Origin of the sequence: Nitratireductor sp. StC3, assembly GCF_003015025.1 — a bacterium.
Classification (GTDB): domain Bacteria; phylum Pseudomonadota; class Alphaproteobacteria; order Rhizobiales; family Rhizobiaceae; genus Mangrovimarina; species Mangrovimarina alexandrii.
In genome coordinates, this window is sequence record NZ_PYBP01000001.1 from 439,345 (window position 1) to 458,193 (window position 18,849).

20 protein-coding genes are annotated in these 18,849 nt (G+C 66.8%); 4 read left to right on the forward strand and 16 right to left on the reverse strand.

Features of this window, described 5'->3' with window-relative positions:
- Nucleotides 1-17: 17 nt before the first annotated feature.
- From C7T96_RS02195 to C7T96_RS02235, 9 genes are all read right to left on the reverse strand, one after another.
- Nucleotides 18-287, reverse strand: a complete 270-nt coding sequence (locus C7T96_RS02195; RefSeq protein WP_106569518.1) for a YdcH family protein — start codon at nt 285-287, stop codon at nt 18-20.
- A gap of 81 nt (nt 288-368) precedes the next feature.
- Nucleotides 369-1,007: an SGNH/GDSL hydrolase family protein gene (locus tag C7T96_RS02200; protein ID WP_106569519.1), complete on the reverse strand. Its 639-nt coding sequence runs from the start codon at nt 1,005-1,007 to the stop codon at nt 369-371.
- A gap of 15 nt (nt 1,008-1,022) precedes the next feature.
- Nucleotides 1,023-1,580: a DUF308 domain-containing protein gene (locus C7T96_RS02205; RefSeq protein ID WP_106569520.1), complete on the reverse strand. Its 558-nt coding sequence runs from the start codon at nt 1,578-1,580 to the stop codon at nt 1,023-1,025.
- Nucleotides 1,581-1,637: 57 nt separating this feature from the next.
- Nucleotides 1,638-3,041 carry a pyruvate dehydrogenase complex dihydrolipoamide acetyltransferase gene (locus tag C7T96_RS02210; protein WP_106569521.1) on the reverse strand — a complete coding sequence of 468 codons (1,404 nt, stop codon included), beginning with the start codon at nt 3,039-3,041 and terminating at the stop codon, nt 1,638-1,640.
- Between the two features lie 13 nt (nt 3,042-3,054).
- Nucleotides 3,055-4,503, reverse strand: coding sequence for a pyruvate dehydrogenase complex E1 component subunit beta (locus C7T96_RS02215; RefSeq protein ID WP_106569522.1), 1,449 nt, complete (start codon nt 4,501-4,503; stop codon nt 3,055-3,057).
- Between the two features lie 12 nt (nt 4,504-4,515).
- Nucleotides 4,516-5,568 (reverse strand): pyruvate dehydrogenase (acetyl-transferring) E1 component subunit alpha, encoded by a 1,053-nt coding sequence (gene pdhA, locus C7T96_RS02220; RefSeq protein ID WP_106569523.1) that lies wholly within the window; start codon nt 5,566-5,568, stop codon nt 4,516-4,518.
- Nucleotides 5,569-5,749: 181 nt separating this feature from the next.
- The gene (locus C7T96_RS02225) at nt 5,750-6,076 is read right to left on the reverse strand and encodes a septum formation initiator family protein (protein WP_106569524.1); all 327 of its coding nucleotides are present in this window, start codon (nt 6,074-6,076) and stop codon (nt 5,750-5,752) included.
- An 89-nt stretch (nt 6,077-6,165) separates the two neighbouring features.
- Nucleotides 6,166-7,440, reverse strand: coding sequence for a phosphopyruvate hydratase (eno, locus tag C7T96_RS02230; RefSeq protein ID WP_106569525.1), 1,275 nt, complete (start codon nt 7,438-7,440; stop codon nt 6,166-6,168).
- Between the two features lie 142 nt (nt 7,441-7,582).
- Nucleotides 7,583-8,575 carry a 2OG-Fe(II) oxygenase family protein gene (locus tag C7T96_RS02235; RefSeq protein WP_245414040.1) on the reverse strand — a complete coding sequence of 331 codons (993 nt, stop codon included), beginning with the start codon at nt 8,573-8,575 and terminating at the stop codon, nt 7,583-7,585.
- A gap of 147 nt (nt 8,576-8,722) precedes the next feature.
- On the opposite strand from C7T96_RS02235, the gene C7T96_RS02240 reads away from it, so the two are divergent.
- Nucleotides 8,723-9,535, forward strand: coding sequence for a dienelactone hydrolase family protein (locus C7T96_RS02240; protein WP_106569526.1), 813 nt, complete (start codon nt 8,723-8,725; stop codon nt 9,533-9,535).
- A 9-nt stretch (nt 9,536-9,544) separates the two neighbouring features.
- On the opposite strand, the gene C7T96_RS02245 is transcribed toward C7T96_RS02240, so the two are convergent.
- The 4 genes from C7T96_RS02245 to C7T96_RS02260 are packed head-to-tail and all read right to left on the reverse strand — an operon-like array spanning nt 9,545 to nt 12,314.
- Nucleotides 9,545-10,414, reverse strand: a complete 870-nt coding sequence (locus C7T96_RS02245) for an alpha/beta hydrolase (RefSeq protein ID WP_106569527.1) — start codon at nt 10,412-10,414, stop codon at nt 9,545-9,547.
- Nucleotides 10,411-11,166, reverse strand: a complete 756-nt coding sequence (locus C7T96_RS02250; RefSeq protein ID WP_106569528.1) for an alpha/beta fold hydrolase — start codon at nt 11,164-11,166, stop codon at nt 10,411-10,413. Before C7T96_RS02250 ends, C7T96_RS02245 begins: the two co-directional genes overlap by 4 nt.
- A 26-nt stretch (nt 11,167-11,192) precedes the next feature.
- Nucleotides 11,193-11,702, reverse strand: a complete 510-nt coding sequence (locus tag C7T96_RS02255; RefSeq protein ID WP_106569529.1) for a DUF192 domain-containing protein — start codon at nt 11,700-11,702, stop codon at nt 11,193-11,195.
- Between the two features lie 15 nt (nt 11,703-11,717).
- Complete coding sequence (locus C7T96_RS02260; protein ID WP_106569530.1) at nt 11,718-12,314, reverse strand: cold-shock protein; 597 nt, start codon at nt 12,312-12,314, stop codon at nt 11,718-11,720.
- 301 nt (nt 12,315-12,615) lie between these two features.
- Between C7T96_RS02260 and gloA the strand changes: the two genes are divergently transcribed.
- From gloA to C7T96_RS02275, 3 genes are all read left to right on the forward strand, one after another.
- The gene (gene gloA / locus C7T96_RS02265; protein WP_106569531.1) at nt 12,616-13,056 is read left to right on the forward strand and encodes a lactoylglutathione lyase; all 441 of its coding nucleotides are present in this window, start codon (nt 12,616-12,618) and stop codon (nt 13,054-13,056) included.
- 135 nt (nt 13,057-13,191) lie between these two features.
- Nucleotides 13,192-14,724, forward strand: coding sequence for an acyl-CoA carboxylase subunit beta (locus C7T96_RS02270; RefSeq protein WP_106569532.1), 1,533 nt, complete (start codon nt 13,192-13,194; stop codon nt 14,722-14,724).
- 82 nt (nt 14,725-14,806) lie between these two features.
- The gene (locus tag C7T96_RS02275) at nt 14,807-15,310 is read left to right on the forward strand and encodes a Gmad2 immunoglobulin-like domain-containing protein (protein ID WP_238719816.1); all 504 of its coding nucleotides are present in this window, start codon (nt 14,807-14,809) and stop codon (nt 15,308-15,310) included.
- A 23-nt stretch (nt 15,311-15,333) separates the two neighbouring features.
- Here C7T96_RS02275 and C7T96_RS02280 read toward each other — a convergent pair whose 3' ends face one another.
- The 3 genes from C7T96_RS02280 to C7T96_RS02290 form a co-directional block, all read right to left on the reverse strand.
- Nucleotides 15,334-16,794, reverse strand: a complete 1,461-nt coding sequence (locus tag C7T96_RS02280; RefSeq protein WP_106569533.1) for an amidase — start codon at nt 16,792-16,794, stop codon at nt 15,334-15,336.
- A 99-nt stretch (nt 16,795-16,893) separates the two neighbouring features.
- Nucleotides 16,894-18,381, reverse strand: coding sequence for an Asp-tRNA(Asn)/Glu-tRNA(Gln) amidotransferase subunit GatA (gene gatA, locus C7T96_RS02285; RefSeq protein WP_199190390.1), 1,488 nt, complete (start codon nt 18,379-18,381; stop codon nt 16,894-16,896).
- The gene (locus tag C7T96_RS02290) at nt 18,378-18,848 is read right to left on the reverse strand and encodes a GNAT family N-acetyltransferase (RefSeq protein WP_106569534.1); all 471 of its coding nucleotides are present in this window, start codon (nt 18,846-18,848) and stop codon (nt 18,378-18,380) included. Before C7T96_RS02290 ends, gatA begins: the two co-directional genes overlap by 4 nt.
- Between the last annotated feature and the right edge of the window lies 1 nt (nt 18,849).

Below are 18,849 nucleotides of genomic sequence, written 5' to 3' on the forward strand. Positions count from 1 at the left end.
GTGCAAGCCGGCCGGCTCTACTCCTTCGCCACGGATGCCGGCACCGGCTCGTGCCTGACCAGCATCCCGTAGATTTCGTCCTTCAGCCGCAGGCGTTCCTTCCTCAGATCGGCGACGTGCAGGTCGTCGAGCGGCTCGATATTGGTCTCGGCGCGGTGTATCACCTTGTTGACGTCGTGATACGCGTTCGACAGCCGGTGAAAATGCCCGTCCTTCTCGCGCAAATGGCGGATGACTGCGACGAACTCGGGAAACTCCTCGGCCAATTCGTGCGGCGTGTGCGACATTCCGTTTCTCCTTGGTTGGAATGGCCTCACGCTACCGCGTCTGCTGCCTCTTTCTTTGATTTCGAACAAGTCTCACGCCCGTCACAGCCCCAGCATCATGCGCACCAGCGGCTCCAGGCCGCGCCCGATGGCGCGGGTGTTGGCGGCGTCGAGGTGGACCCCGTCGAGCGGCGAGGTCTCGGCCACCGATCCGGCGTCGAAGAAACCGCAGCCGGCGACGTCGGCGAGATCCGCATAGAGACTGCCCAGCATGTGCGACTGCTGTATGGCGCCGGCAAACAGCGCGGCGAAATCGGGATCGCCGGTCTCGCGGATCGCCGGCGGCGCCACGATCAGGATTTCGGGCGTCTCCTGGTCGAGCGGCCAGGCGTGGCCGCGCACGATGTCGACCAGCCGTTCCATGCCCTGCTTGGCGGCGATCGCGGCCCCGGCCAGGAACGGCTTCATGTCGTTGGTGCCGAGCATGATGATGACGAGATCGACCGGCGCGTGCGTGGTGAGCAGGCTCGGCAACAGGCGCGCGCCGTTGCGGTCGGCCGGCCCGACATGGTCGTCGAAGGCCGTCGTGCGTCCGTTCAGCCCCTCGGCGATCACCTGCGCCTTGCCGCCGAGCGCCTTTTCCAGCACGCTCGGCCAGCGATCGGCAAGCGCATGGCGGCAGGGTCCGTCGGGGTCGTAGCCCCAGGTCAGCGAATCGCCGTAGGCAAGGATCGTTTTCACGCGGCTCCCGCTCCTCTAGGCCATTTGGCGCAGCCGGCGCAGGCCGAGCGCGACGAACAGGAACAGGATGCCGTTCGACACCAGCTCGACGCCGAGCAGGATGCCGAGGATCGCAGCGGCCGAGGACGGGAAATCGGCCAGGATCATGATGCCGAGCGCCAGGGCCAGCAGGCCGGAGGCGAGCACCCAGCCCCAGCCCGAGAGCGGCCGCAGCGAAAACGCGTACATCAGCTTGATCGCGCCCATGACCAGAAACAGCACCGCGACCAGCAGGGTCAGCGACACCATGCCGGCGAGCGGATTGAAGATCAGGGACAGGCCAACGACCAGCGTCAGGATACCGAACAAAAGCGCCCAGACGAACCCGCCCCAGCCCTTGTCCTGGAAGGACTGAACGATCTGCAGGATGCCGACCAGCGCGAAAGTCCAGCCGGCCAGCAGCGTCGCCGCCATCGTCGCGGCGAACGGGTTGAACAGCGCCATCACGCCGCCGATCAGCGAGATGACGGCGAACACCGCCATCCATAGCCACGAGCGGCCGGCCGTCGCGCCGTGTGTTTTCGTCTCGCTCATGATCGTCTCCCCGGATGGTTGAAACGGCGCCCCTCCCCGCTCGGGAGAGGAACGTTGTCAGACCAGCATCGACATCGGATTTTCGACGAACCCCTTGAAGGCGGCCAGCAATTCGGCGCCCAGCGCGCCGTCGACGGCGCGATGGTCGGTCGACAAGGTCGCCGACATGATCGTGGCCACCGCCACCGCCCCGTCCTTGACCACCGCGCGCTTTTCGCCGGCGCCGACCGCCAGGATCGTGGCGTGCGGCGGGTTGATGACGGCGGAAAAGTCCTTGATGCCGAACATGCCCAGATTGGACACTGCCGTGGTGCCGCCCTGATATTCCTCTGGCTTGAGCTTGCGGGTCCTGGCGCGCGCGGCCATGTCCTTCATTTCGTTGGAAATGGTCGACAGCGTCTTTTGCTCGGCGTGTCTGACGATCGGCGTGATCAGCCCGCCGGGGATCGACACAGCCACGCCGACATCGGCATGGTTGTGCTTGACCATGTTGGCGTCGGTCCACGACACGTTCGCCTCCGGCACCGCCTTCAGCGCCAGGGCCATCGCCTTGATGACCATGTCGTTGACCGACAGCTTGTAGGCCGGCTCTTCGCCCTTGTCGGTCTTGACCTTGGGCGCGGCGTCGTTGAGCTGCTTGCGCAGCGCCAGCAACGCGTCGATGTCGCAGTCGATCGTCAGGTAGAAATGCGGGATCGTCGACTTCGCCTCGACCAGCCGGCGCGCGATCGTCTTGCGCATATTGTCGTGCGGGACGAGTTCGTAGGAGCCGTCCTCGAACAGTTTCAGCACCGCGTCGTCCGACATCGGCTTGGCCGCCGGAGCGGCGGCCGGCGCGGCCTTGGCCTCGGCCGGCTTCCGGGCGCCACCGTCGGCGGCGGCCGCTTCCACGTCCGCCTTGACGATCCGCCCGTGCGGCCCCGACCCCTTGATGGCGGCCAGATCGAGCCCTTCGTTCTGGGCGATGCGGCGGGCGAGCGGCGAGGCGAAGACGCGCTCGCCGTTCCTGCTCGGCGCCGGGCCGGCCTTTACGTCGTCGGGGATCGCGGCTTTGGCTTCGGCTTCCTTGGCCCCGCCGGCGTCGGCGGCCGGTTTTGACGGCGCCGCGTCGGATTTTTCCGCCTTCGGTTCGGCCTTGGCGTCCGATTTCGGCTCCGGCGCGGCTTCGGCCTTGTCCTTGCCGTTGCCGGCGGCCTTGGCCGCGTCGGCGGCGTCTTCGCCCTCGCCGGCCAGCACGGCGATCAGCGCGTTGACCTTCACGCCTTCGGTGCCTTCCGGCACGACGATTTTCGCCACCGTGCCCTCGTCGACGGCCTCGACCTCCATGGTCGCCTTATCGGTCTCGATCTCGGCGATCACGTCGCCGGGGGCGACCTGGTCGCCCTCCTTGACCAGCCATTTGGCGAGATTGCCCTCTTCCATGGTGGGCGACAGCGCCGGCATGGTGATGTTGATCGGCATCGTCTCGCCCTCCCTAGGCCTTGTAGCTGACGGCCTTCACCGCCTGGACGACCTCGGCCACGTTGGGCAGGGCCAGCTTTTCCAGATTGGCGGCATAGGGCATCGGCACGTCCTTGCCGCAGATCGTCACCACCGGCGCGTCGAGCCAGTCGAAGGCGCGCTGCATGACCTGGCTGGCGATGTGGTCGCCGACCGAGGATTGCGGAAACCCTTCCTCCACCGTCACCAGGCGGTTGGTCTTCTTGACCGACTCGATCACCGTATCGAGGTCCAGCGGCCGGATGGTCCGCAAATCGATCACCTCGACGTCGATCCCCTCGCCCGCCAGTTCCTCGGCCGCCTTGACCGCATAGGTCATGCCGATGCCGAACGAGACGATGGTGGCGTCCGTGCCCTGCTTTTGAATCCGCGCCTTGCCGATCGGCAGCACGAAATCGTCGAGCTTGGGCACGTCGAAGGTCTGGCCGTAGAGGATCTCGTTTTCCAGGAAGATCACCGGGTTCGGATCGCGGATCGCCGCCTTCAACAACCCCTTGGCATCGGCGGCGGTGTAAGGCTGCACCACTTTCAGCCCGGGTATGTGGCTGTACCAGGCGGCATAACACTGCGAATGCTGGGCGGCGACGCGCGCGGCGGCGCCGTTCGGGCCGCGAAACACGATCGGCGCGCCCATCTGCCCGCCCGACATGTAAAGCGTCTTGGCGGCGGAATTGACGATCTGGTCGATCGCCTGCATGGCGAAGTTGAAGGTCATGAATTCCACGATCGGCTTCAGGCCGGCCATCGCCGCGCCGACGCCGACGCCGGCAAAACCGTGTTCGGTGATCGGGGTGTCGACGACACGCCGCGCGCCGAATTCCTGCAAGAGCCCTTGCGTGATCTTGTAGGCGCCCTGGTACTCGGCGACCTCCTCGCCCATGACGAAGACCTCCTCGTCGCGGCGCATCTCCTCGGCCATGGCGTCGCGCAACGCCTCGCGCACGGTGGTCGCGACCATCTCCGTGCCGTCTGGAATGTCGGGATCGGAGGCCACATCCACCTTTTTCGGCTCGGGATGCACCTTGCCTTCGCCGGGCACGCGGCGCGCGTCCATGTCGGCGACGGCGTCATCGCCGGCTGCGGCGGCCGGTTTTTCGGCCTCGGCCGGCGCGGAGGCCTCTTGCTCGGCCTTGCCGTCCGGCTTGGCGCCGCCGGCCTTGCCGATATCGTCGGCGCTTTCGCCCTCTTCAAGCAGCACGGCGATCGGCGTGTTGACCTTGACGCCCTCCGCGCCTTCCTCGATCAGGATCTTGCCCAGCGTGCCCTCGTCGACCGCCTCGACCTCCATGGTCGCCTTGTCGGTCTCGATCTCGGCGATCACGTCGCCGGCGCTGACGGCGTCGCCTTCCTTCTTGAGCCACTTGGCCAGATTGCCCTCTTCCATGGTCGGAGACAGGGCCGGCATGAGAATTTCGATCGGCATGGCGCCCCTCCCTCAGATCACGATGTCGGTATAGAGCTCGGACACGTCCGGCTCCGGATCGGTCTGGGCGAATTCGGCCGCGTCGGCGACGATCTCGCGCACCTCCTTGTCGATCGCCTTCAGCTCGTCCTCGTCGGCCCATTTCTTGTCGACGAGACGCGCCTTGACCTGCTCGATCGGATCGTGCTCGGAGCGCATTTTCTGCACTTCGTCCTTGGAGCGGTATTTTGCCGGGTCGGACATGGAATGGCCGCGATAGCGATAGGTCATCATCTCCAGGATGATCGGCCCCTTGCCGTCGCGACAATGCGCCAGCGCCATCTCGCCGGCCGACTTGACGGCGCGCACGTCCATGCCGTCGACCTGGATGCCGGGGATTTTGAAGGAAATGCCGCGATGGGAAAAATCGGTCTCGGCCGAGGAGCGCGCCACCGAGGTGCCCATGGCGTAGCGGTTGTTCTCGATGACGTAGATCACCGGCAGCTTCCAAAGCGAGGCCATGTTGAAGCTTTCGTAGACCTGGCCCTGATTGGCCGCGCCGTCGCCGAAGAAGGTCAGCGACACCGCTTTCAGGTCGCGGTAGCGGTTGGCGAAGGCAAGCCCGGTGCCGAGCGAGACCTGCGCGCCGACGATGCCGTGGCCGCCGTAGAAGTTCTTTTCCTTGGAGAACATGTGCATGGAGCCGCCCTTGCCCTTGGAGTAGCCCCCGCGGCGCCCGGTGAGCTCGGCCATCACCCCGCGCGGCGACATGTCCATGGCCAGCATGTGGCCGTGGTCGCGATAGGCGGTGATCATCTGATCGCCGTCCTCCATCGCCATCTTCAGCCCGGTGACCACGGCCTCCTGACCGATATAGAGGTGGCAGAAGCCGCCGATGAAGCCCATGCCGTAAAGCTGGCCCGCCTTTTCCTCGAAGCGGCGGATCAACAGCATGCCGCGATAGGCATCGAGTTCGTCCTGCTTGGAGAAATTGGCGGGCTTGGGCACGCTTATGGCCGGGGCCAGGCCGCTTTCGGATTTGGATTTCGAGGGGCCGCGCTTGGTCCGTTTCGGCGCTGCGGTCATGCATCACTCCCTGATGGCGTCTCTTTGGCGGACACACGGGAGGCGGCATGATCCTACCTCCCACATTCTTGAAGGGAGGCTATCACGCGCGAACGAAAACAGCCATGCGGAAAAGCGCATGGCTGACATGCAGCTAAACCGTTCTAATTCTTGACACTCTTATCAATTAACTGAATTCAAGTTAATTGAGGCCGCCGAACGGCCGCATGATGGTGATCTCGTCGGCGGCCGACATGTTGAGCGCGCGGCGCGCCTGCTCGTCGAGCATGTCGCGCTCCAGCGTGCCGTCGCGCATCAGCGCCACGCGCTCCTCCAGCGCCAGCCGGCGCGCGGTGGTTTCGGCGAGCGTCTTCTGCATCTCGGCGGTGCGCGCCTCCAGGCGATATTTGGCATAGATGCCGAATTCGCCGTTGAAGGCATGATAGCCGAAATAGCTCAAAAACAGCGCGGTCAGCGCCGGCACGATCAACTTGCCGCTGTTGCGCTTCTTGTGCTGACGCGTCCACATGGGCGGGGGAATCCTTTCCCCCGCACCATGCCCCCGGCGTGCTTAACACCCGGTTACGCGGCGCGGCCCGCGCCGCGCAAAAACACGGGTCAGCCGCGCAGGATCGACGTGCCGGCGTAGCGCGCCTGGCGGCCCAGCTCTTCCTCGATGCGCAGCAGCTGATTGTATTTGGCCAGCCGGTCGGAGCGGGCCAGAGAGCCGGTCTTGATCTGTCCGCAATTGGTGGCCACGGCCAGGTCGGCGATGGTGGAATCCTCGGTCTCGCCGGAGCGATGCGACATCACCGCGCTGTAGCGCGCCTTGTGCGCGGTCTCGACCGCGTCAAGCGTTTCCGACAGCGTGCCGATCTGGTTGACCTTGACCAGGATCGAGTTGGCGACCCCCATCTTGATGCCGTCGCGCAGCCGCGCCGAATTGGTGACGAACAGATCGTCGCCGACGAGCTGGCAATTCTTGCCGGCGAGATCGGTCAGATGCTTCCAGCCCTCCCAGTCGTCCTCGGCCATGCCGTCCTCGATCGAGATGATCGGATAGTCGGCCACCAGTTTGGCCAGATATTTGGCCTGCGCCTTGGGCGTGCGGGTCTTTTTCTCGCCGGCATAGACATAGTCGCCGCCCTTGAAGAACTCGGTCGCCGCGCAGTCGAGCGCGATCGCCACGTCCTCGCCGGGCCGGTAACCGGCCTTCTCGATCGAGGCCATGACGAAATCGAGCGCGGCCTGGGCGTTCTTGATGTTGGGGGCGAACCCGCCCTCGTCGCCGACATTGGTGTTGTGGCCGGCGTCCTTGAGGGCGTTTTTCAGCGTGTGGAAGATCTCCGCGCCCCAGCGCAGCCCCTCGCGGAAACTGTCGGCGCCGAGCGGCATGATCATGAATTCCTGAAAGTCGATCGGATTGTCGGCATGCGCGCCGCCATTGACGATGTTCATCATCGGCACCGGCAAAACATGCGCGCCGGCGCCGCCGACATAGCGGTAGAGCGGCAGGCCGGACGCCTCGGCCGCCGCCTTGGCCAGCGCCAGCGACACGCCCAGAATGGCGTTGGCGCCCAGCCGGCTTTTGTTGGGCGTGCCGTCGAGCTCGATCATGATCTGGTCGAGATGGAGCTGCTGTTCGGCCTCCATTCCCGACAGCGCGTCGAAAATCTCGCCATTGACCGCGTCCACGGCGCGCTCGACGCCCTTGCCGAGATAACGCGGGCCGCCGTCGCGCAGCTCGACCGCCTCGTGCGCGCCGGTCGAGGCGCCCGAGGGCACGGCGGCGCGGCCCATCGAGCCGTCCTCCAGCACCACGTCGACCTCGACGGTCGGATTGCCCCGGCTGTCGAGAATTTCGCGGCCGATAATGTCGATGATGGCGGTCATGGTCGGGTATCCCTCGCTGCGGCGGAAAATCGCGCTTGTCTTAACGCAAGCCGGTCAAAAGGCAATGCGCGGCGCGCCACCGCCGGGTCCGAAACGGTCCCCGCCTGCGGCTGCGGGACTGGCCGGCCCCGGACAGCCTCCGTCAGGCCGCCTTCACCGTCGACTTGAACTTGCCCATCAGATAGGGCCCCGACAGAACCGGCTCGTATTTCGGCGTCGTACCGGGTTCCAGGCAGGACGGGATGCAGGCGATCTCGTAGTCCCAGTTCGGCTGGTGGAAAAAGGCGAAGGACTGGCGGCGCGACGAGCCCGACCCGTCCGGCTCGGGGTTGACCACCCGGTGCAGGGTCGAGACCCAGCGATCGTTGGTCCACAGCGCCATCAGGTCGCCGATATTGATGACGAAGGCGCCCGGCACCGGCGGCACGGCGCGCCACTCGCCTTCCGGCGTAAAGATCTCCAGCCCGCCCGAACCGGCCTGCGGCAGCAGGATGGTCAGGCTGCCGTAATCGGTATGGGCGCCCGCGCGCAATTGTCCCGGCTCCGGCGGCGTCTCCTGGTCCGGATAGTTGAGCGCGCGCAGGGCGCTGATCGGCCGGTCGATCGCGGCGGCGAAAAAACTTTCCGGCAGGTCGAGCGCCACGGCGAAGACGCGCATGATGCGCGCGGCCAGATCCTCCATCGCCGCGTAATAGGCCTGCCAGGCGTCGCGAAACCCGTCCGGCGCCACCGGCCAGATCGTCTCGGCATAGCAGAAGGCGAGTGCGTCCTTGTCGGTCAGCCCGCCGGGCACCGCGGCCGGACCGCCGTTGAAACTCTCCTTCAGGTCGGGCGGCGTGTCGACATTGCGCGACTTGGCGAGCGCCTCGGATTGCGGCCCGAGATAGCCGTAGGGATAACCGGCATAGGGCGCGCGCGCCCGGTTCTTTTCCTCGGCCGGGCGGTCGAAGAAATCGCGGGCCGCGTTCCAGGCCTTGTCGATAATCGCCTGCGGAACGCTGTGGCCGCTGACGGCCAGAAAGCCGGTGTTACGGCAGATCGCGTCGACCTCGGCGCCGAGCCGCCGGCGCTCGTCCGGCGCGGCGTTTTCGAACCGCGACAGGTCGAAGACGGGAAAATCGGGAGCGGGCATCATGTCATCCTTCTTGCGAGTGTTGGCGTGAGTTTAGAACCCGGACCGACGTCGCGAAAGCATCGGTGCTTGGTCCAAGCCGAAAAGCGTCCGCGACCCGGCTCTACCGGGACGGCGTGCGCCAGGAGGCAAACCGTGGTTTAAAACCGCATGAGCAGACCCGAACGCCTGACATCGTTTTTCATCCTGGTCGTTGTTCTGGGGCTGGGCGCCGCAATGCCGCCGGCTGCGGCCGCGTCGGAACGGATCGCTGGCGACGGCTGGGCGATGACGGTGCATTATCCAGCCGGCGACGGCACGGTTCCGGCCGTGATCGTCATGCCGGGCTGCAGCGGCAACCGCCCGCCGGCCGTCGCGCGCGGTCTGCGCGCCCATGCCCGCGCGCTCAATGCGGCCGGCCTCGCGGCGGCGATCGTCGATGTGTTGTCGCCGCGCGGGCTCGACACGATCTGCGCCCGCCCGGCCCTGCTGGCGCGGTTGACGCAAGCGGTTCCAGCCGACATCGCCGACGCGGCGGCGCGGCTCGGACGGCTTCGGCGCATCGATGCCCGGCGGCTGGCCTTTCTCGGCCAGAGTTTTGGCGGTTCGGTCGCGCTCGAGATCGCGGCCGGCGCCGGCGGCCGCTTCGCGGCGATCGTGGCCTATTATCCCTGGTGCGCCGACGGTTATGGCGGGAACGGCAAAAGCCGTTTCGCCGCGCCGGTGCTCATCCTGGCCGGCCTCGCCGACGACTGGACGCCGGCCGAACGCTGCACGCGCCTGCGCCCGGTTTCGGGCTCCCGTCCGGCGCGCATCGTTGCCTATCGCGGCGCGCATCATTCTTTCGACCTGCCCGGCCTGCCGCGGCAAAAAGTTCCCGGCGTGGGCGGCGCGAAGACTGTCGGCGGCAATCCGGCGGCGGCCGCCGACAGCCGCCGGCGCTATCTCGCATTCCTGAAAGAGAGGCTGGAAGACCGACGCTGAGGAAACCCCTCAGGCCGCCTCGCGGTCGGTCAGGAACTCCAGCACCGCGCTGCAGAACAGATCGTTCTTGTCGCCCGCCACCATGTGGCCGGCTCCCGACACGTCGACATAGGACGCGTTCGGCGCCTGCTCGACGAATTCGCGCGCGAAATCCTCCTGCACCAGTTCCGAATTCATGCCGCGCACCAGAAGCACCGGCAGGTGCAGTTGCGGCAGCGCGCCGATCAGGCCTTCGGCGAATTCGCGCGCATTGTCGTTGATGGTGTTGTCGCCGCGCATGAAGGCCGGGTCCCAGTGCCAGCGATAGCGGCCGTCCTCGCCCAGGCGCAGATTCTTGCGCAGCCCCTCGAGCGAGCGCGGCCGCTTGCGGTGCGGCAGATAGGAGGCGATGGCGTCGGCGGCGTCCTCCAGCGTGGCGAACCCCTCGTCCATGCGCTCGGCCATGAAACCCTGGATCTTGGCCACGCCGTCGGGGTCCATGCGCGGGGTGATGTCGACCAGCACCAGCGCCTCCAGCAGCGGCCCGCTGCGGACCTCGGCGGCAAGCGCCGACAGGCCGCCCAGCGAGGCGCCGACCGCCGAGGGCGCGGCGTGAAAACGCTCCGCCGTCTGGCGGATGACGGCGGCGACGTCGTCGGCGAAATCGGAGAAACGGTATTTGCCGCTGTTCACCCAGGCGCTTTCGCCATGGCCGCGCAGGTCGACGGTGATGGCGCGCATGCCTGCCTGGGCGACGCGGCGCGCGGTCAGGTCCCAGGCCCGGCGGGTCTGGCCGCCGCCGTGGAAAAACAGCACCGGGTGCCCGCGCCCGTCCCAGAAATCGGCGACGAGCCGGTTGTTCTCGACGCCGGAAAATTCCAGCCGATGCGGTTCGCTCACAGCGCATTCTCCTCGAAAAACGCCAAAACCCGTTTCTTGAACGTACGGTCGCCGACGGACAGCATGTGATCGCGGCCCTCGATCGCAAAGGCGCTGGCGTTCGCCATCAGACCGGCCAGCGCCTCGGGCGAGCCGGCAATGTCGTCCGTGGTGCCGACCGCGACCAGGGTCGGCTGGGCGATGCGCGCGGCATCCTCGCGCGCCAGCAATTGGCGCGAGGTCTCGATACACGCCGCCAGCGCCTGGCGGTCGCTCTTGGTCTGGTCGGCGAAGCTGCGGAACATTTTGGCGCGTGCATCGGTGATCGTCGCCGGATCGGGGGCGGTCAGCGCGGCGGCGATCGTATCCCAAGCGCCCACGCCCTCCACCATGCCGCTGCCCAGCCCGCCGAGCACCAGCGTGGCCACCTTGTCGGGAAAGGCCAGCGCCATGAAGGCGGCGACGCGCGCGCCCATCGAATAGCCCATCACATGCGCGCGCTCGAGACCGAGATGGTCGAGCAGCGCGGCTGCGTCGGCGGCCATCCTGTCGGGATGGTAGTCGGCGGGGCGATGGCTCTTTGAGGAGGCGCCATGGCCGCGATTGTCGAGCGCGATCGCCCGGTAGCCGGCGTCCGTCAGCGTCTTGACCCAGCCGGGCGAGACCCAGTTGACGCGCATATTGGAGGCGAAGCCGTGAATGAGCAGGACCGGGTCGCCCGCCCCCTCGTCCAGAAAGGCCAGATCGAAACCGTCATGGGAAAAATGCTGCATGCGCGATCCGGCTTCCGTGCGTGCGGTCAACGCCCGCGCGTAACCGACTCGATCACCGGGTGCCGCACACGATCGCCGACCTTGATCCCCGTCTTTTGCGCAATGCCGGCATTGAGTTCAAGCACAAATCGGACCGGCTCGTCCGCCGAGATCAGATCGGTGGAAAACGGCCGGCCCGGCAGGATCGCCCGGATACGGCCGCGCTCGGAGATGAACAAGAGGTCGAGCGGCAGGCTGGTGTTCTGCATCCAGAACCCGACCGGGCGGGTCTGTTCGAACACGAACAGCATGCCGCGGTCGGCCGGCATCGTCTTGCGATACATCAGCCCCCGGCTGCGCTCGTCGGGACGGGCCGCGATCTCGACCGAAAACGCCCGCTCGCCGCCGGCCGCCTCGACGAGCAGCGGCGACGGGTGGACGGCGAGCTGCTGGGCCCGGCCGCCGGTCTGGGCCGTGGCGGGGCGGTAGATCGGCGCCGCCAGCGCCGAAAAGGCGAGCAACGCCACCGCGAGCGCCAGCCGGAAAAACAGTGTCATTTGGTTCGGACCCGATCAGTTGGTGAGCGGAAGCGTCCCAACATCCGGGTAGATTTCGGCAGCCATAAGGCCTTTGTCGGATTGCCCGTAGCGCACCAGCACCACCTGGCCCGGCCGCAACTCGGCAATGCCGTATTGGCGCAGCGTCTCCATGTGGACGAAAATGTCCTCCGTCCCCTCGCCGCGGGTCAGGAATCCGAAGCCCTTGGTGCGGTTGAACCATTTGACGATGGCGCGCTCGATGCCGCTTTCCGGCGTCACCGTCGTGCGCGTGCGCGCGCTCTCCTGGTCCTGGGGATGCGTGGCGGTGCTCACGTCCATCGACAGGACCTTGAAGCACTGGAAACCGCGCTCGCCGCGCCTGATCAGGCAGGCCACGCGCGCGCCCTCCATGGCGGTGCTGTAGCCGTCCCGGCGCAGGCATGTCACATGGATGAGAACGTCGCCGTAACGGGTTTCGTCGGGAAGGATGAAGCCATAGCCTTTGGCGACATCGAACCATTTAATCGATCCGGCAATTTCGACAAGGTCGGTGGCCTGTCCGCTATCCGCTGCGCCGAGCGCCGCGGACCTGACCGCATCCCTCTCCCGAGAAGAGGACTTGTCCCCCATCCGAACGCACCTTCCATCACAGACCCGACTGATTCTTGATGAAAGGATACCACCCTGCCGGCCGCTGTCAGCAGCTTGGCATCATTTTTTTGAAGTTATCGCCAGTTCTTACAAGCTCCGCGCAAGCTTCGCCAAGATTTCGTCCTTGACGGCGCGCCCCGGTCGAACGTTTGTCGGTCGAACGTTCGACCGCCGCGGCGACAAGGCGCCGCCGCTCGCCCTGGCGCGCGGCGTGTTGCCAAGCCGGCCGGTCCGGCCCATATCAGCGGCATCGCCTTCAACCGCCACAGGAGAGCACGCCATGCGTTATCTGCACACGATGGTCCGGATTTCCGACATCGATCGATCGCTGGATTTTTATTGCGACAAGCTCGGACTGGAGGAAGTGCGCAGGATCGACAACGACAAGGGCCGCTTCACCCTGATCTTCCTGGCCGCGCCGAAGGACAAGGCACAGGCGGCCGAAACCAGCGCGCCGCTGCTGGAGCTGACCTATAATTGGGATCCCGAGACCTATCAGGGCGGGCGCAATTTCGGCCATCTCGCCTTTCGGGTCGACGATATCTACCAGACCTGCCAGCATTTGATGGACAAGGGCGTGACGATCAACCGCCCGCCGCGCGACGGCCACATGGCGTTCGTCAAGTCGCCCGACGCAATTTCGATCGAATTGCTGCAGGAGGGCGCGCCCCTGCCGGTGAAGGAGCCGTGGGCGTCGATGCCCAACACCGGCACCTGGTAGCAAACGCCCCGCATCCCGTTCCCAACCCGGCCCGCCCGGCCGGGTTTTCGTTGGTCGCCCACCGGCTGTGCGCTTGCCAATGGCGGTGCGCATGCTAGACGAAGGCCAGGACCATTCGTGAGGGGAGGATCGTCGGTGAAGGAAGTCCTGGTAGAGCTCGAGCGTCGTCGCGGCATCGCCCGCCAGGGCGGCGGCCGGGAGCGCATCGACGCCCAGCACAAGCGCGGCAAGCTGACGGCGCGCGAACGCATCGACATTTTCCTCGACGAGGGCTCGTTCGAGGAGTTCGACATGTTCGTCGAACACCGCTCGACCGATTTCGGCATGGAAAAGACCAAAATCGCCGGCGACGGCGTGGTCACCGGCTGGGGCACCGTCAACGGCCGCACGGTGTTCATCTTCGCCAAGGATTTTACCGTGTTCGGCGGCTCGCTGTCGGAGGCGCATGCCGAGAAGGTGCAGAAGGTCCAGGACATGGCGCTGCGCAACCGGGCGCCGATCGTCGGCATCTACGACGCCGGCGGCGCGCGCATCCAGGAAGGGGTGGCCGCGCTCGGCGGTTATGCCGAGATCTTTCAGCGCAACGTGCTGGCCTCCGGCGTCATCCCCCAGATTTCGGTGATCATGGGCCCGTGCGCGGGCGGCGACGTCTATTCGCCGGCGATGACCGACTTCATCTTCATGGTACGCGACACCGCCTATATGTTCGTCACCGGTCCCGACGTGGTCAAGACCGTCACCAACGAGACGGTGACGGCCGAGGAACTCGGCGGTGCCTCGGTCCACACGGTCAAATCCTCGATCGCCGACGGCGCCTACGACAACGATGTCGAGGCGCTGTTGCAGATGCGCCGCCTGATCGACCTTCTGCCGGCCTCCAACACCGCGCCCGTGCCGGAGATCGAGGTCCATCAGCCGATCGACGAGCCGGACCATTCGCTCGACCGGCTGGTGCCCGACAACGCCAACAAGCCCTACGACATCAAGGAACTGATCCTGAAAACTTGCGACGAGGGCGATTTCTTCGAAATCCAGGAAGCCTTCGCCAAAAACATCGTCACCGGCTTCGGCCGCGTCGAGGGCCGCACGGTCGGCTTCGTCGCCAACCAGCCGCTGGTGCTGGCCGGCGTGCTCGACAGCGACGCCAGCCGCAAGGCGGCCCGTTTCGTGCGGTTTTGCGACTGTTTCTCGATTCCGATCGTCACCTTCGTCGACGTGCCCGGCTTCCTGCCCGGCACCAGCCAGGAATATGGCGGGCTGATCAAGCACGGCGCCAAGCTCCTGTTTGCCTATGCCGAGGCGACCGTGCCCAAGATCACCATCATCACCCGCAAGGCCTTCGGCGGCGCCTACGACGTGATGGCCTCGAAGCATCTGCGCGGCGACATCAACTATGCCTGGCCGACGGCGCAGATCGCGGTGATGGGCGCCAAGGGCGCGGTGGAGATCATTTTCCGCAAGGATCTCGGCGACCCCGACAAGATCGCCGCCCACACCAAAATGTACGAGGACCGGTTCCTGTCGCCCTTCGTGGCCGCCGAGCGCGGTTATGTCGACGAGGTGATCATGCCGCATTCGACCCGCAAGCGCGTCGCCCGCGCGCTCAGGATGCTGCGCAACAAGGACCTCGAAAATCCCTGGAAGAAACACGACAACATCCCGCTGTGAGCGGCTTCGCCGCCGCCATGCGTGAAGTTTGTCGCAGACGGACGCACGCCGGGTTTTAAGGTCGGGGCATGGAGGTATCGCCATGTCCCTGATCGTGAAGAATCGCGTCCAGCAACCGCAGCCCTTCGACCTCGTCGGCGATCCGGTGCTGATCGCGGGCACGGGCAGCGGCTTCGAGGCGACGCTCGACTGGCGCGTCCATGACGGCCACGACGAACGCACGGGTTTCGTCACCGTCGGCGGCGGCACCGGCGAACACGGCCAGTTCCAGGTCGCGGCCGCGATCGGCGACGCCGCCTTCCAGCTCGACCGGCTGTTCGTCGAACTGTTCGAGACGAGCGCGCGCGACGGCGCCGAGATCAACAAGGTGATCGTGCCGGTGATCTACGGCCCGCGCATCGTGGCCAACTATGTCGGCTACCGGCTGCATGTCGTCGAAGCCGGCGACACCTTGTCGAAGATCGCCCGCGACGCTTATGGCGACGCCGGCCTCTATCAACGGATCGCGCGCGCCAATCCGCAACTGATCGGCGACCCCGACCTGATCGTCGTCGGCCAGGAGCTGAAAGTGCCGATCGGCGCCTGAGCCGCGCCCGTTGCCGAAGCGCCTCAGCGCACGCCCCAGGGCGTGAGGCGCTCGTAGCCGGCGGCGAGGTCGAGCACGGCCTGGTCGCCGCGCGGGCGCCCGATCAGCTGCATGCCCATCGGCCGTCCCCGCGCGTCGAAGCCGACCGGCACGTTGACGGCCGGACAGCCGGCCATGGTGGCGAGCGCGCAGACCTCCATCCAGCGATGATAGCTGTCCATCGCCCGGCCGGCGATCGCGTCGGGCCAGTGGCGCTCCAGGGAAAACGGAAACACCTGCGCCGTCGGCGCGGCCAAAAAATCGAAGCGCTCGAACAGGCCGACCACATGGCGGTACCACTCCGTGCGCCGCTGCGAGGCGGCAAAAATCCGCTCGGCGCGCAGGTCGAGCCCGCCCTCGACCTCGAAAATCGCCTCCGGCTTCATCAGGGCGCGTTTTTCGGGGTCGTCATAGTGGATCTTGAGCGCGCTGCCGCTGGTGAAATGGCGTAGCGTGACGAAGGCCTGCCACAGCGCCTCGAAATCGAATTTCGGCGTGAATTCATCGACCTGCGCGCCTTCGTTCTGCAAAAGCCGCAGCGCGGCCGTGCACAGTTCGGCAATCCCGGACTCGAGCGCCAGATGCCCGCCCAGATCGCCCAGCCAGGCGATCCGCGCACCCTCGACCCGCGGCGCGAGCCCGGTCGCGAAATCGCCGTCGCCGCCGAGCGACAGCGGCGCGCGCGGGTCGTGGCCGGCCTGCACCGACAACAGCAGCGCCATGTCTCGCACGCTGCGGCCCATCGGCCCGTCGACGCCCATCTGGGCCACGAAGGCGTCCGGCGCCGGGCCGCCGGGCACCCGGCCCTGCGAGGGGCGAAAGCCGTAGACATTGTTGTAGGCGGCCGGGTTGCGCAGCGAGCCGCCCATGTCGCTGCCGTCGGCGACCGGCAGCATGTGCAGCGCCAGCGCCACCGCCGCGCCGCCGCTCGACCCGCCGGCCGTCAGCGCGGGATCGTAGGCATTCGCCGTCGCGCCGAAGACTTGATTGTAGGTGTTGGAGCCAAAACCGAATTCCGGCACGTTGGTCTTGCCGATCAGGATCGCGCCGGCCGCGCGCAGTCGCTCGACGAAATAGTCGTCGACATCCGGCACGTGGGCGGAAAAAAGCGGCGAGCCGAAGGTGGTGCGCAGCCCCTTGGTCTGGGCGAGATCCTTGACCGCGAGCGGCACGCCGAACAGGGCGCCGACGCTCTCGCCGGCGGCCAGCCGCGCATCGGCGCGGTCCGCCTCGCGCAGGACGTCGCCGGCCGGGCGCAGCGAGACCAGCGCGTTGACGTGGCCGTTGACGGTCTCGATGCGATCGAGATAGGCGGCCGCGACCTCGGCGACCGACACGGACCGCCCGCGGATTTTTTTGACCAGATCGGCCACGCCCAGCCGGCAGATCTCGTCCACGGGCGCAAAGCGCCCCTCGCCCGGTTGCGGCGCGGTGTTTTTCGGCATCGGCGATCCTCCCTCGCCGGCACGCTAAAACCTTTCCGTGCCGGATTGAAGAGGCCGCGATCGCGGCGACCGGACCGGTTCAGGCCGGCCCTACCGGCCCTACCACCAGCGCTCGGGCGAAAACCGGCCCGCCGCCTGCTCGATGACGTGGCCGGCCTGAAACAGCGTTTCCTCCTCGAACGGCCGCCCGATCAGTTGCAGGCCGAGCGGCAGGCCGCTTGCGTCGAGACCGGCGGGCACGGCGATGCCCGGCAGGCCGGCCATGTTGACCGTCACCGTGAAAATGTCGTTCAGATACATTTTCACCGGATCGGCGGCCATGTCCTGGTCGGCGATGCCGAAGGCGGCCGACGGCGTCGCCGGCGTCAGGATGGCGTCGACGCCGTCGGCGAACACGATTTCGAAATCGCGCTTGATCAGCGTGCGCACCTTTTGCGCGCGCACGTAATAGGCGTCGTAATAGCCGGCCGACAGCACATAGGTGCCGATCATCACGCGCCGCTTGACCTCGCGGCCGAAGCCGGCCGCGCGCGTCTTTTCGTACATGGCGGTGATGTCGGTGCCGGCCTCGCGCAGCCCGTAGCGCACGCCGTCGTAGCGCGCCAGGTTCGACGAGGCCTCGGCCGGGGCAACGATATAATAGGCCGGCAGCGCGTATTTGGTGTGCGGCAGCGAGATGTCGACGATCTCGGCGCCGGCATCGCGCATCCAGTCTATGCCCTTTTGCCACAGGGCCTCGATCTCCTCGGGCATGCCGTCGAGGCGGTATTCCTTCGGCACGCCGATCCGCATGCCCTTCACCGACTTGCCGATCGCGGCCTCGTAGTCGGGCACCGGCCGGTCGACCGAGGTCGTGTCCTTGTCGTCGACGGAGGCCATCGAGCCGAGCAGGATCGCCGCGTCGCGCACGTCGCGGGCGATCGGACCGGCCTGGTCGAGCGAGGAGGCGAAGGCGACCGTGCCCCAGCGCGAGCAGCGGCCATAGGTCGGCTTGATGCCGACCGTGCCGGTAAAGGCGGCCGGCTGACGGATCGAGCCGCCGGTGTCCGTCGCGGTCGCGCCGGCGCACAACAACGCGGCCACCGCCGATGCCGAGCCGCCCGACGAACCGCCCGGCACCAGGTCGAGATTGGAGCCCTTGGCCCGCCACGGGTTCTTGACCGGGCCGTAATAGGAGGTCTCGTTCGACGAGCCCATGGCGAACTCGTCCATGTTGAGCTTGCCGAGCATGACCGCGCCGTCGGCCCACAGATTGGCCGTCACGGTGGATTCGTAGCGCGGCTTGAAGGAATCGAGAACATGGCTGCAGGCCTGGGTGTGCACGCCCTCGGTGGCGAACAGGTCCTTGATGCCGAGCGGGATTCCCTCCAGCGCGCCGCCCTCGCCGGCGGCCAGCCGCGCGTCGGAGGCGGCCGCCATGGCGCGCGCCTTGTCGTGCGTGACGACCACATAGGCGTTGAGCGCCGGGTTGGCGGCGTCGATCGCTTCGAGATAGGCCTCGGTCAGCTCGGCGGCGGAGACGTCGCGTCCGCGCAGCCTGGCGCGCGCCTCGGCAATGGTCAGTCGGGTCAGTTCGCTCACGGTCATTGGCCAATGCTTTTCTGATAGAATTTCGAATAGCCGGAATCGGGATAGTCGAGCACCGCGCCGCAGGGCGCGAACCCGCCGCGCTCGTAAAGCCGCCAGGCCGGCTCGAAGCCCGCCGCGTCGCCGGTCTCCAGCACGAGCCGCCCGATCCGCTTTTTGCGCGCCAGCGCCTCGATCGCCTCCAGCAGCCGGGCGCCGAGCCGTTGGCCGCGCAGGTGCGGCAGCGTATACATGCGCTTCACCTCGCCCAGCCCCTGGCCGTGATCCTTGAGCGCGCCCATGCCGACCGCCCGGCCCTCGGCGTCCCGGGCCACGAACAGCGTGACGTCGGAGGCCGCCATCTCTTCGACGGTGAGCTGGAACTGGAACTCGCGCGGCGTCAGCGGCATCATGGAGGCGTTGAGTTCGGCGACCAGCGCGCGCACATCGTCCTGGAGCGGGGTTTCGACGGCGATCGACACCTCCATC